The 12235-nt window shown below is 42.3% G+C and carries 15 protein-coding genes and 1 pseudogene; 1 reads left to right on the forward strand and 15 read right to left on the reverse strand.

Going from position 1 to position 12235, the window contains the following annotated elements:
- Positions 1-119: 119 nt before the first annotated feature.
- Positions 120-476: pseudogene (locus tag DVG79_RS16245) on the reverse strand (class I SAM-dependent methyltransferase); the annotation flags it as partial.
- A complete protein-coding gene (locus tag DVG79_RS16295) occupies positions 473-598 on the reverse strand; it encodes a hypothetical protein (protein ID WP_255412933.1) in 126 nt (41 codons plus the stop codon). The pseudogene DVG79_RS16245 and the gene DVG79_RS16295, both read right to left, overlap by 4 nt.
- Before the next feature lie 157 nt (positions 599-755).
- Between DVG79_RS16295 and DVG79_RS06545 the strand changes: the two genes are divergently transcribed.
- On the forward strand, positions 756-1661 hold the full coding sequence (locus DVG79_RS06545) for a TerC family protein (protein ID WP_114596003.1): 906 nt from the start codon (positions 756-758) through the stop codon (positions 1659-1661).
- 138 nt (positions 1662-1799) lie between these two features.
- Here the strand turns inward: DVG79_RS06545 and sstT are convergent, their stop codons facing one another.
- From sstT to DVG79_RS06615, 13 genes are all read right to left on the reverse strand, one after another.
- On the reverse strand, positions 1800-3071 hold the full coding sequence (gene sstT / locus DVG79_RS06550) for a serine/threonine transporter SstT (RefSeq protein ID WP_114596004.1): 1272 nt from the start codon (positions 3069-3071) through the stop codon (positions 1800-1802).
- Positions 3072-3481: 410 nt separating this feature from the next.
- Positions 3482-4333 carry a hypothetical protein gene (locus DVG79_RS06555; protein ID WP_114596005.1) on the reverse strand — a complete coding sequence of 284 codons (852 nt, stop codon included), beginning with the start codon at positions 4331-4333 and terminating at the stop codon, positions 3482-3484.
- A gap of 126 nt (positions 4334-4459) precedes the next feature.
- Positions 4460-4693: a hypothetical protein gene (locus tag DVG79_RS06560; protein ID WP_233494542.1), complete on the reverse strand. Its 234-nt coding sequence runs from the start codon at positions 4691-4693 to the stop codon at positions 4460-4462.
- Positions 4694-4715: 22 nt separating this feature from the next.
- Positions 4716-5486, reverse strand: coding sequence for an ankyrin repeat domain-containing protein (locus DVG79_RS06565; RefSeq protein WP_114596006.1), 771 nt, complete (start codon positions 5484-5486; stop codon positions 4716-4718).
- Between the two features lie 621 nt (positions 5487-6107).
- Positions 6108-6791, reverse strand: coding sequence for a hypothetical protein (locus DVG79_RS06570; protein ID WP_114596007.1), 684 nt, complete (start codon positions 6789-6791; stop codon positions 6108-6110).
- Entirely contained in the window at positions 6781-7407 is a 627-nt protein-coding gene (locus DVG79_RS06575; RefSeq protein ID WP_114596008.1) for a hypothetical protein, read from the reverse strand. Before DVG79_RS06575 ends, DVG79_RS06570 begins: the two co-directional genes overlap by 11 nt.
- A gap of 108 nt (positions 7408-7515) precedes the next feature.
- Positions 7516-7773: a hypothetical protein gene (locus tag DVG79_RS06580; protein WP_114596009.1), complete on the reverse strand. Its 258-nt coding sequence runs from the start codon at positions 7771-7773 to the stop codon at positions 7516-7518.
- 742 nt (positions 7774-8515) lie between these two features.
- Positions 8516-8911 (reverse strand): hypothetical protein, encoded by a 396-nt coding sequence (locus tag DVG79_RS06590; protein WP_114596011.1) that lies wholly within the window; start codon positions 8909-8911, stop codon positions 8516-8518.
- A 45-nt stretch (positions 8912-8956) separates the two neighbouring features.
- Positions 8957-9574: a hypothetical protein gene (locus DVG79_RS06595; protein ID WP_114596012.1), complete on the reverse strand. Its 618-nt coding sequence runs from the start codon at positions 9572-9574 to the stop codon at positions 8957-8959.
- Positions 9575-9649: 75 nt separating this feature from the next.
- Complete coding sequence (locus DVG79_RS06600) at positions 9650-10405, reverse strand: hypothetical protein (RefSeq protein WP_114596013.1); 756 nt, start codon at positions 10403-10405, stop codon at positions 9650-9652.
- A gap of 155 nt (positions 10406-10560) precedes the next feature.
- The gene (locus DVG79_RS06605; protein WP_114596014.1) at positions 10561-11040 is read right to left on the reverse strand and encodes a hypothetical protein; all 480 of its coding nucleotides are present in this window, start codon (positions 11038-11040) and stop codon (positions 10561-10563) included.
- A gap of 153 nt (positions 11041-11193) precedes the next feature.
- Positions 11194-11718, reverse strand: coding sequence for a hypothetical protein (locus DVG79_RS06610; protein ID WP_114596015.1), 525 nt, complete (start codon positions 11716-11718; stop codon positions 11194-11196).
- A 68-nt stretch (positions 11719-11786) separates the two neighbouring features.
- Positions 11787-12233, reverse strand: a complete 447-nt coding sequence (locus tag DVG79_RS06615; RefSeq protein WP_158537530.1) for a DUF4304 domain-containing protein — start codon at positions 12231-12233, stop codon at positions 11787-11789.
- Positions 12234-12235 lie beyond the last annotated feature (2 nt).

Consider the following 12235-nt stretch of genomic DNA (forward strand, 5'->3'; position numbering starts at 1 on the left):
GGAAAGTCAGCTTGTTCAGCCGGATCAAAATGGGATTGATACGCAATGTTTTCTTCATATGTATTCTGATCGAAATAGCGCGGGATGTACTTGTCTTCATGAATACAATGTTTGATCGGATGATAATCACTCAAAATCAGTTTCCCGCCCGGCTTGAGCAAGGCAAACAAAATCGCCGTGAATGCCTCCAGGTCATGAAAATAATGCAATATCCCGCCTTCAAGATACAGGACATCGAATTGGTGCTCATAGGTATGCAAATCGATCTCATAAATATTGCCGACGACATATTCAATTTCTGTCCCGGCACAGGCGGCAAGTTCAAGGGCATAGCGGCGGTTGTCTTCCGAAATATCAAAGACCGTGACGTCCGCTCCAAGCAGTGCCAGTGGAACCGCCTTACGTCCGTTTGATCCACAGAGATTGGCAATTCGTTTTCCGACAACTTCTTCAAAATAGTTCTGATGTTTCTTCAGGCTTGCCTCGGGTCGGCCATGATTTTTTTTGCCTTGTCCACCGGTGACCCGTCACGCTGATTCCAAAATTCGTAGGCCCGGTATTCCCAGGCCGCTTTGTTGCGTTCACTGGATTTTTTCACATTTTTTAGCTCCTTTTCAGTCTGACTCTATTTTAAGGCAAAAAAGTGTCCAACTGTATTTTTAAAGAAAAACAGCATACTCATCACTTTACTTTGAGTTCTTATGAACTTATAATCAAAATATAAACAGAACACCATTTAAAAGGAGGAAGCGCTGTTGACACTATTGATTGTATTTTTAGCCATCGTCTTCATCATGCTCGCACTGGACCTTGGCGTGTTTCACAGGAAAGCACATGAGGTCTCGCTCCGCGAAGCCTGGACGTGGACGTTTGTCTGGATCGGACTCGCCGTCGCCTTTGGCGGTTGGTTGTTCTACGCACAAGGTAGTGACGCTGCCATTGAATACACGAGCGTTTATTTCATCGAGAAGGCACTCGCGATTGATAACGTCTTCGTCTTCTCACTCGTCTTTGCCTACTTCGCGATTCCGTTGAAGTATCAGCACAAAGTCTTGTTCTGGGGAATTCTCGGTGCCATTCTCTTCCGCGTCATCTTCATCGTCGCCGGAGTATCGCTTCTTGAGAACTTTGCATGGGTGTACTATATCTTCGGTGCATTCCTTGTCTACACGGGTTACATGATGTTTAAGAACATCGGTCAGGAAACGTCGCTTGAAGAAAATAAAACGATCCGTTGGCTTGAGAAACGCTTGCCGATTACCCAAGACATCTCGTCCGGTAAGTTTACGCAACGGATTAACGGTAAATTGTTCTTCACACCGTTGTTGATTGCGTTGATCTTCATCGAGATCTCGGATATCGTCTTCGCCGTCGACTCGGTCGCAGCAAGTTTCGCGTACTCGCGTGATCCGTTCATCATCTTCTATGCGAACATCATGGCAATCCTTGGACTACGCAGTCTCTACTTCGTCCTTGCGAACCTGATTGACCGCTTCTACTACCTGAAACACGGTCTCAGCTTCATGCTCGTCTTCATCGGAGCAAAGATGATTTTCAGCGATGTTTACAAAATGCCAATCTGGATGTCACTCGGAACAATCGTCCTTGTCATCCTGATCAGTGTCATTTACAGCTTTAAAAAGACAAAAGCACAAAAGTAACTTCAGTGAACCGCAGGCAAGGAGGGAATCATCGATTCCCTCCTTTTTTTCCGTTCCATCCATAACGACAAAAAAAGAGGAAAGACATCTCTTCTTACGGGATGTCTTTCCTCTTTTTTATGTCAGCATCAACACAAATCAGCTGTTGACGACTTGTTCAGTTGGTTCTTCAGCCATGGCTGTACGATTAATTGATAAGTTTTCGCCTTCTTTTAAACGCTTTTTAAATTCGGCAGTCGCTGTAAACAGTACATCCGTTGAAGAGTTCAGTCCTGTTTCAAACGAATCTTGCAAGACACCGATGATGAATCCAACGGCTACGACCTGCATTGCGACCTCGTTCGGAATTCCGAACAAACTACACGCAAGCGGAATCAACAGAAGTGATCCACCCGCAACACCAGAAGCTCCACAGGCACAGACAGCAGCTAAGACACTTAAGATAATGGCTGTCGGAAGATCGACCGGGATGTTCAGCGTGTTGACTGCAGCAAGCGTTAAAACCGAAATCGTAATCGCCGCTCCCGCCATGTTGATGGTCGCACCGAGCGGAATCGAAATCGCATACGTCTCTTTATCCAGACCAATTTTTTTACATAATTCCATATTAACGGGAATGTTAGCAGCCGAACTTCGCGTGAAGAAGGCTGTAATCCCACTTTCGCGGAGACATTTAAAAACAAGCGGATAAGGATTTTGACGGACGTTGATGAAAACGATCAGTGGATTTACGATGAGGGCAACAATAAGCATCGTACCAATCAAAACCAATAATAAGTTACCATAACCAAGGAGTGATTTGAGTCCATTCTCTGTAATCGAAGCAATCACAAGTCCCATGATACCAAGCGGTGCGAGTTTAATGATCCACCCGACCATTTTCGCGACGGCATCCGAGACATTCGAGATGGCTATCTTCGTTGTATCCGATGCATTTTTGAGCGCTAACCCTAAAATGATGGCCCATGTCAGAATACCAATGTAGTTTGCTTGAACTAACGCATTGACCGGGTTATCCACCATATTCAAGACGAGTGTCTGGAGGACTTCAATTGCATTCCCCGGCGCAGCTAATTTCTCCGTATTCTCCGTCAGCGTAATGTTAACAGGGAACAGGAAGCTCACGATAACGGCTACAGCTCCCGCTAAAAACGTCCCGAGGAGATACAAGAAGACAATTGACTTCATGTTCGTCTGTTGTCCTTTTTTATGCTGGACAATTGCTGCCATGACCAGGAAAAATACTAAAACTGGCGCAACGGCTTTCAGCGCGGAAACAAACAGTGTCCCGAAGATGGTCAAGGATTTTGCCGCTTCAGGAATCGTTACAGCTAAAATAATACCAATAATCAAGCCGATTGCGATTTGTTTCACTAAACTGATTTGGTTCCACATCTTCAACACTTTCATACGTTCCCCTCCAGGTTCAAAACGAATAAGTTATTTAGAATTTGAAAAACAACGATTCTCTCTCCTATCCAAAAGACAGATAGTTTACTCGTTTATTTTTCTAAAAATTCTCTCAGTTTGTTGTGTTCTATTTTTACATAAATCCCGTGAAATAAAAACTAGTTTTTTGCAAGAAATCTGATTCGTTTAAGACGAGGTATCAAAAGATTAGGGATGCAATCGATTGCATAAATACGAAATCAAAGACCTACTTTTCCTTATAATTTTCACGAAATCGCTTGATATCTAACAAAATGGACTGACCACTTTTAAGAAATAGACCATCATTTTTGGCGATGATCGCTCTAATAAAAATCAATAAAAAAAGCATCCAAAAAAGATGCTTTTTGTCGTAAAGTCAGACGATTTTTTTACTTTTTCGTCATGTAGACTCCAATGATTTTTGTGTATAACGCATCTAATTTCGCGTTTTCTTCAACCAGGATCGTTTCTTTTGTATTCACAAACAGTTGGTTCGCTTCTTCAAATTTACCGGCGTAAACTAGCAGTCTGATTGCACCGCGTTTGTCTCCGACGATTTCCGATGAGTCTTCACGAGCATACAGAAGCCGATCATATACTTGATCCATGATTTCGTTTTTCTCGTCTGCACTGAAGTTATTAGCATCCAGGTAAGCCTTCAAACGATTGGCGTAGTCCTTATAGTCGAGAACCGTTAAGTCTTTTGTAATCGATCCATACTGGCCTTCAAATAACTTGATTTGCTTATTTTCGTAGTCAACAATCACTTTATAGAGAGCCTGTCCTTCTTTGGTCAACACCTTTTCCGCCTTCGTCAAACGAATGGTTTCTTTTTTCAACGCCGCAATTCGTTTGTCCACAGCCTTTCTTTCCTTCTGCGTGTTCACTTCTTTAATCAGCTTTTTCAAGGCTTCCGCTTCTTTTCGTGCCTTCTTACGGTCCGTCATATACTGTTTTGATTTTTTGTTTTTCGCATCCACTTTGGCGCGGTACACAGAATCCGTGATGTAGTCCGGTACTTTGATTCCGCCCAGATTCCCCATATGGAAGAGTGTGCTGCCGTACGATGCTACGACTTTCGTTTGTTTGGCGCGATACTTTTTATAGTCGAATTTTTTCTTGGCGACTTGAGTCGTCTTGGTCGAAGCGTCCGCTACACCACTGCTTACTCCGACACCCGTCAATACAAGAGCCGTTACAAGCGTACTTGCCACCGCTTTACGAACCGTTACTTTTTTCATCCTGTCACGTCCTTTTTTATGTGGGTTGTGTTCCAGTTAGTTTCTATTCCAAGGAAATAAGTAAATATATTCCATACCTTCAGTTTATCATGTCCGGATGCTGTTGTTGAACAGAATTCATATGGATTACCACTTTATTTTGTCTGCCGGAATGACGAGATAGATTCCTAAAATAATCAAAATTCCGAACAGGATATAATCTGTTGTCGGTAAGCCCCCTCCCCAGGCAATATCCCCATCTTTCGTGACGATCATAGATCCCACCTCAGTAATCGTATCCGTCATTTTGTCGAGTTGAATGATCAGCATGCCGAATAATATCGTCTGCACGATGATCAAAACACCAATCCATTTTTTCATATTAGGCTCCTCCTGTTTCTGTTTATAAGAGTGTCACGATTTCCGGATAACGATGTTTGACGGCAAAATCGAGTGCCGTTCTTCCTTCCGCGTCTGGATGCTGTCGATTGGCACCGTGTTCCAACAATAATTTGGTGATTTCGGTTAAACCGTACTGACTCGCCAGCATCAAAGGGGTATTGTTCTCATTTAACGGATTTTCGATTTCAATGTCAGCTCCTGCTGCCAGTAATGCCTGTATCGCTTTGACATGTCCTTCCCCGACAGCCAGATGGAGCGGTGCGAAGCCGTTCCTTTCCATCCGGTTGACATCGGCTCCCGCTTCCGCCAGCATACGAATTTTCTTTATTTTTCCTTCTTGAGCTGCATAATGCAGTGGCGTATACCCTTCTCCATCATCTGTCTGCCAATTCACCAGTGCCCGGTCTTCCAGTAATCTTCGGAAAACCCGCTTGTTGCCGGAATGGGCAGCGATAAAATGCAGTGCCGTAAAGCCGTGCCCGTCAAAATCAAGGGTTGCATCGCGACCAATCAGTTGAATCGCGATTTCACCCTGCTTTTCATACAAGGCGAGATGCAACGGTGTCAGACCATCTTTATCGCGTTGATTGATGTCCGCCCTATGATCAAGCAACAGCGTGACGATTTCGTCGTACCCTTCCTCGATTGCCCAGTGCAGTGCGGCAGATCCTTCTTCATCGAGCGCATTCAAATCATCTCCGCGCGCGATACATGTCTTCATCTTTTTGATATTTCCGAAAAAAGCATAATCTTGAATGGATTTTTTAGGCATATTACACTCCCCTTTCAACGAGAATTTTCTCGTATGGATATTATTTACAATTAAAATCACTCATGTCAAGATAACAGTATGAACAAGAAGCGCTTGAGTACATACTTGCTCCAAGCAACTTTAATGTCGAAACATAGTGGGAGGGACGTAACCAATGAAAAAGCAATTGGCTTATGCCGGTTCATTCGCGTTATCTATCATCGTAATCATTGCGATTCTTAAATTAGTCGGAGTTGATATTTAAACTATTGACTGACGTTTGACAATTTAAATTAATGTATAGAAAAAGAAGGAGACGACTTACATCGTTACCTTCTTTTTTTTGCAAGTCGCGTCAAAAAGCGTTTCATCATTAAAAACTTTTCATCGTATATTAGATACATCGAAAATAGCGTACATGACGCATGACGCTTCACTTTATGATTTCAATTGTTTGAAACCGCAAGGCTGGTAATCGTCCGCTTGAACTTCGGATGATTCGCAATTCGACCTGTAAAGTTTTGGACCCAGTAGTCTGTAATCATCGGTATCTCTTGTCGTTGAATGACTTATAAGGTGTATCGATTGATGTTGAACACCTTATTCTTTCTTCCTAAAGTTACGCAAACAGGATGTTAAGTTTCACTCATCGAAATCCGGATACTCTGTAATTTTGCGTCTACTGACACGTTTATCTTGTCCAATTTGATCCGTTTCTTTCAAATGGTACTGCACGACAAGTAACACCAACATGACCGCGGACAAAACAGATAAACTGGCGTAGTATGGCTGTACTTCCCGCTCCAGTTCAAAAGCGGACAAGACTTGCAATACCATCAATGCACCAAACATTCCGTGAAAATACCGCCGGAAAGATTTCGGCAGACCAACCTGACCAAATGTCTCATACCAGACGTAAAGTCCTAAACCGAATGCAAAATTATTAAGCCTCTCGTAAGGAAGGACGAACAAGAGAATCCCGAGTCCAAGGAGCAGCCACGCCAAACGAATGGCCGGCTCAAAAAAGCCAGGATCAAGAGGTGGTTCTTCCGGTTCATCAATGACGTGCGCTGCCTGTTCTGCCTCTGTCAGCGGTCGAAAGCCGAGTGCTTCTTTTTCTTCGGCCAACTGACGCATCCGCTGTTTCATGCCAAAATAGAACGGGAACCGCTCTGTCGTGACCTCCCCTTCGTTCGTTTGACCATTGGCCTGCTCTTGGACGGAGACCTGATAAAGCGTCCGCCCCACCCGGTAACAGACCCAGTAATCGACGGTTTGACTGATCTCTCGTTTTAATTGAATCAGTGATTCTTGTTTATCCTTCATGCGGTGTGATCTCCTTCGTTGTCAGTTCCTTTAATTGTTGAGTCGTGTACAGCAAGAGGATGAATCCTGCGATAAGGCAGACGGTTCCGTTGGCAGAAAGATTAAATGGTTCTAAATAATCTTTTGATGAACCGGCCAATACAAAAAAGAATACGCCTCCCGACCAACGATAAAAACGGGCACGGGCTGTTTTCCCTTCAATATAGATCGGATAAAAGAAAGATAAGAACACAAGCGGAATATATCCCGGGATCGGTAACAGACCGGTCAATGTCGATAATCCGCACAGCATGAGCAAGAGAGCACTCAGGAGACGTAATTTGATGTTGCGCCGATCTGAGCGGTAGTCCATCGCCTCAGATTGAGAAAAAGGTGCTTTCAAGTACCCCTCCTCCATCTTTTGACGCATCCATTCTTTTTTCTGACGATAGGCGGCAAATATATTTTTAAAAGGAATTCGAACAGTCGCCGTCTCCTCGTTAATTTCAATCATGTCTTCACTATTCAGGGCTGGTTCTTTACGGGCAACGCCTTCCCTGACGAATAACGTGCGTCCTTCTTGATGATAGACGACATGATAGACTTCATCGTCAATTTGCTTTAATAATTGCACCATGCTGGTAGCTCCCTTTACATTGCTGTATATATAATTTTTTAAGACTGCATCCTACACCTTCAGTCGTGTGTGATGAATGATGCCCGCCTATTATTTCTTCTCTTTTCCTTACCAAACTTCGTTGACACCATACAGTAAAAGTACCCCTCCTGCTAAGCAGAAATAACCGTATTGTCTGACGGATAATGAACTAAAGAGGATGACACCAATTGATAAGAGAAGACTGAGCAAAAACGAATCGACATGATCGACCCCGTCTCCATGCCCGGATAGCGGCGTTTTGTTCGCATGCTTCGATCGGATGAAGTACGTTCCTAATATCAATAAAAAGAGTCCGACAGCAAGACCGATGAATGGTAAGATCACGAACGATTCCTCCAAGATATGTATTCATTTTCATTAGATAGCAAGTTTATTTTGATAAAGATATTATATACTAAATACGATATTTTCCTTTATTAAGTTTCACTCATGAAAAAAATCCCAAATTAAATATTTAGAGATCGTATTCAAGGAACGTGATTCTCCCTGTCGGTTATCGACAAGATGCTTAGGAATACTACATACAGAAAAAGCCGACATCGCTGACTATATGTAGGCTTCGTTTGATTATCGTGAGTTTTAATGGATTGACCGTACTTCTCTTGATCGCAACAATTAATTATGAAGTTTTAAAACCTCTTATACGAAAGGCTTACGATTGAAGTCTACTAATTCATCCGTGTCGAATAATAGATTTTCGAATTAATCCGCTCGATGCTGTTCGATATATTTTTCTTCTAATTTAAATATTTTTACGGGAATACGACTATAAGTACAGAAAAACAAATAATGGTGATTAAAATCATCCCAAGCGTCATTACTAGGTTAAACGTCCAATAAGGTATTGATTGATTCTTATAAACATCCAGTCTCTTGATTGGCAAGAAAAATATTAACCAAATGGTAATCATGAAAAAAGCAGATAAAATACGTTTATCCGAAACTAACTCATCGATTGAAAATCTTATGATAATCCACATTCCTATGTTAATCACAAATGCTGCGATGAAAGATCTTATTAATATTGATTTATTCATATTGTCCCCTCAGTTGTATTGATCGTTGATTAATCACCCCAAAAACAAATCAACGAATTTTGGTCGACAGCCATGATACACATTCGTTTAAGTAATTCCAAAAATTGATGTAGTTCCATTATTAACTCATCTGATTGATGGATCATCCAAGGTTCGTTTGGATAGTAATCTCCTTGATTCAATAACCGTGCTTCCTTTGGTGTGCAATATTTTTGAATTAGGAATTCGCAGATTCCGATCAGCTCGTTCACTTCCCTTGCTAAAAACAATCGATCCGCATAGGAATCTAGATGAATCAGCAAATCACAACGATCAGAAACGCTGGAGAAGTCCTGAATCAAAAAACTGTGAACACGACTCGGGTAACGGAGAATATCTTTTTCTTCTTTCGGAACTTCTTTTAAGCTCGTACTGATACCAAACATATTTTCGTCTCTCCTTTCTTTAAGGTTTGCCGGCTTTACTTTTCCTTACTCATAGTAATCGATGCCGTCACCTTCAGGCAGTAACGCTTTCACTTTGTCCTCTTTATCAAAGCAGACTTCATTCGAAAACAGATAATAGCCCATGAAATCGTGTTCGATCGTGATGAAAGACATTTCTTCCGTTGTATGAACGACAGGAATGACACGTTCTTTTCTGAAAAACCATCCTTTAACCATTCTCAGCTCAAACGTCAGGAGATTCGTAAACGACAGGAAATAAAAATCGTTTGCAGCAGCATACCAGTACGTTTCGTCCAACAGAAGTTCCAGTTCGCTAGCATCGTTCACTTGAACACTGTAATAAGGTCTGCGCTTATCCGGTGAAAACTTCGTGTAAGACAATTTTTCCCGCTGAAAAAACAACTCTATATCCTCATCTGTAAATCCGCCACCAAACGTCACGAAGATTGGGAATCGATTCAGACGTATCAAAAAATGCTTTAATACATCGTTCGAATCAGCTTGGTGGTCTCTTTTCTCCTCGTTTGGGATACATCCCATCGAGTAAATTGACTTGATGTATTCTGGTTCATCGATGTCTAGATAGCTGTGCTTGATCATTTTTTTATGATCTTTATGCTCCTCGAGATAGATATATAGCATAAGTCCTCCCTCCACGTATCCTATTTGTCCCACATTTACTAAACGAAACTTTCCTATGCATCATGATCCAGTTATTTACGCATGTTGAATATCATCTGTATTTCCAAAGTGCGCAATCTTTCCATTGGTACAGAAATGATCGAGCATACCAAACCGTCCATTTGCATCGCGTGTCACAATAAAGTTATACGGCATGCACAACATGAACTCTGTCACGAAGTTCTCGAGCGTTCGTCGAGAGGGCTTTGAGTAATTCGTTGGCAGGAATCCAGAAGTGATTTCTTTTCGGTTCAGCAAATGCAACAAACGATCTTCGAAGGCGGCTTGCCAATTCGTATCGTTCAACGTCATCGCATGGATCGAGTCTTCATCATTTAAAACGCCACGGCCGCAAAAGACGACCTCAATCGGGAACGTCGCATATGGTAAGACAGCATCAAAAAAGTTTTCGTACTCCGTGCCCGACTCGCTTAGTTCCTCATAGACGACACCATACATCGAGACACTATCGTTAGTGACACGAACAATTTCCTGCCCTTGTTTCCGAATGCTGAGAATCGTCTTCGACTCGGCTGACATCTCTATCTGTTCGATTTCGAGTTGATTTAGAAATGTCTTCAGTTGCGAAGTATCTGTCATAATGACATGCGACAAGACCGTCCAATCTGATAAATCGTAGATATTGCGGTTTTGTTTCACCGGTCGTTCCAACAACTTGACTTCAAAAGGATAGTTATGCTGAGTCATTTGAATTCGGACGAGCTCTTGCCAATCGTCATGCGGTAACAGCTCCCGATAGACATCAATCGATTCACCACTCTGAAATTCCACTTTTGCCCCTCCTAACTCTAGGCTTACCTCATTTGTAAAATTTTCTTCTTAGTACGTTGCAAACCCAAAACCCTATTCACCAATCGCATCGTCCGACTACTCAGGTCATACCGTTAAATTCTTCCTTGGATGACCGTTGAGATTTTTCTATCTATTCAATCCCACCGACAGGTCACGCTTTCGTCTACTTCAAGCCGTAAATGAATCAGGGTATTTGCGTGCAGACCTGAGAGAGTCAGAGCGCGAGTTTCTCCACCCGAATAGGGCAACTCGAAAACGACATCTTTCCTCTCTTTTAGTAAAAAGAAAGCCCAGTGAAGGTCGTATTCACGCTCATACAAAAGATCCCACAATGCTTCAGTAAAGGCTGTTTCGTCTACCACATACAACTTCATGAATTCATTTTCGTCCAACAGTTGAAACGCGGAAAACACCTTTTCAGTTGGAATCCGCGGTTTTTGAATGATCAAGGAGTAACCTTCTGCGAGCTTCTCAAGCAGTTTCATTTTACTGTCCAAGATGTCCTCTTCCATCACGGATGAGGGCAGGTCACTGATCTTCAACGGAAGACCCAATTCATATTCAAACGGGTCGTCGAGTTTTAGAAGCTCTGCCCGGGAATACGTTGTCTTCATGGAAATAGTCCTCCTTTCATCAGCTCGTCTTTTCAATGCTCTTTAACATCCTGTGATCAAGTTTTCGGATATGGATACTAAAACATCTCACCTTCTACTTGAATTGATACTTCAACAAGTTTAGGTGAGACGCTTTCAATCGCTGGTATTGAATTATTCGAAGTCCTCTTCAAAATTTTCATGTTCCCCGATGACCAGCAAAATACCGGTGACCTGATCCGCATCTCGTCGTACGCGAACCTTGTAGTGGCCGTCTCCCATCAACTGGACGGCAACGCCAAACGGAAACAGAAAGATTTCCTCCTCCATCATCTCATCTGAGATAGCGACATAAAATGGATCGATCTCATCGTCGAACTCAAGCGTGTTCCGAATCTCCCAATCAATGGCCTCGCGTTTTCCGTAATCTGCTGTATTCATGACGACGAGCTGTGAGGAATCCACCACTGCATAACCTTCAAGAATGTCAAAGTCATCCGCTGCAATATCTGCGTGATCATCAATCGTCAAGTACACTAAATTAATTTCCGGCTGGTCGTCCTCGTTATACCAGACCGTCCATGTCGAATCAGGTGCAACCGGAATCGTGATGTTAAATTCCGGATCCGGTTCAAGAAAAGCTGGGTCCGAAACGATCATATCGCCTTGCTGATTATGAAAAGTACCTAGTTTTTTCATTGTATGTCACTCCTCATTATTCAATAAATTGATTTTTCTACTTAGAATTAAACATAGCTGTTTTCTTTTTACGCGTCGTCCTCATCAAACGATTCATACAATTTTTTATTCCATTCGGAGCAACGGGCTATCCAGTCCGATTCGCTCGTTTTCAGGTATGTAAAAGCTTCTTTAGCCAGTTGTTCGTGCTCTTCTTCAGAAGATAGTCCTTTCATCACAAAATACATTCCATCATGATTGGCTACAACGTCTGACCCGACTGTAAATCGTTCATTCCCTTTTAAAGAAAAGACTGTCACTTTATTTGGAGGAATGAGATCCCCTTCAGAGTTAAGATAACCGGTTAACGGAATGACTCCCGTCTCGATGTAAAAATTTTCACTGTACTTTGTAATATAAAACATCAAGAGTTCCTGATGCGTATCTTGTTTTCGTCTGAAATGCGGATAGCTCCCTTTAAATCCTTGTTTCCTCAATTCAGGGACAATAATTTTTTTAATGGCTTGAGTCATCATCT

Source organism: Exiguobacterium sp. RIT594 (assembly GCF_003339585.1).
GTDB lineage: Bacteria > Bacillota > Bacilli > Exiguobacteriales > Exiguobacteriaceae > Exiguobacterium_A.